Below are 707 nucleotides of genomic sequence, written 5' to 3'. Positions count from 1 at the left end.
GTGGACTACAACGTCAAGGTCCGCGTGAAGTCGGACGGCACGGGTGTGGACATCGCCAACGTCAAGATGAGCATGAACCCCTTTGACGAAATCGCCGTCGAAGAAGCCGTGCGCCTGAAGGAAAAAGGCGTGGTGACCGAAGTCATCGCCGTCTCCTGCGGCGTGGCCCAGTGCCAGGAAACCCTGCGCACGGCCATGGCCATCGGTGCCGACCGCGGCATCCTGGTCGAGACCGATGCCGAGCTGCAGCCCCTGGCCGTGGCCAAGCTGCTCAATGCCCTGGTCGCCAAGGAACAGCCAGGCCTGATCATCTGCGGCAAGCAGGCCATCGACGACGACGCCAACCAGACCGGCCAGATGCTGGCGGCCCTGGCCGATCTGCCCCAGGCCACTTTTGCCTCCAAGGTCGAAGTCGCCGGCGACAAGGTCAACGTGACGCGTGAAGTCGATGGCGGCCTGGAAACCGTGGCCCTGTCCACGCCGGCCGTGATCACCACCGACCTGCGCCTGAACGAGCCGCGCTACGTGACCTTGCCCAACATCATGAAGGCCAAGAAGAAGCAGCTCGACACCTTCAAGCCCGAAGACCTGGGCGTGGACGTGACCCCCCGCCTCAAGACCCTGAAGGTGGCCGAGCCCGCCAAGCGCGGCGCCGGCGTCAAGGTGGCCGATGTGGCGGCCCTGGTCGACAAGCTCAAGAACGAAGC

1 protein-coding gene is annotated in these 707 nt (G+C 65.1%); it reads left to right on the top strand.

Translation table 11 applies throughout. From position 1 onward, the window contains the following. Window positions 1-707: electron transfer flavoprotein subunit beta/FixA family protein (locus AB6724_RS21825; protein ID WP_369340628.1), on the top strand; the 707-nt coding region annotated here is incomplete at both ends.

Source organism: Comamonas guangdongensis (genome assembly GCF_041079535.1).
Classification (GTDB): Bacteria; Pseudomonadota; Gammaproteobacteria; order Burkholderiales; family Burkholderiaceae_C; genus Comamonas; species Comamonas guangdongensis.
Note: the sequence above shows the minus strand (reverse complement) of the source record. Positions and strands in the feature narration are given on the sequence as shown.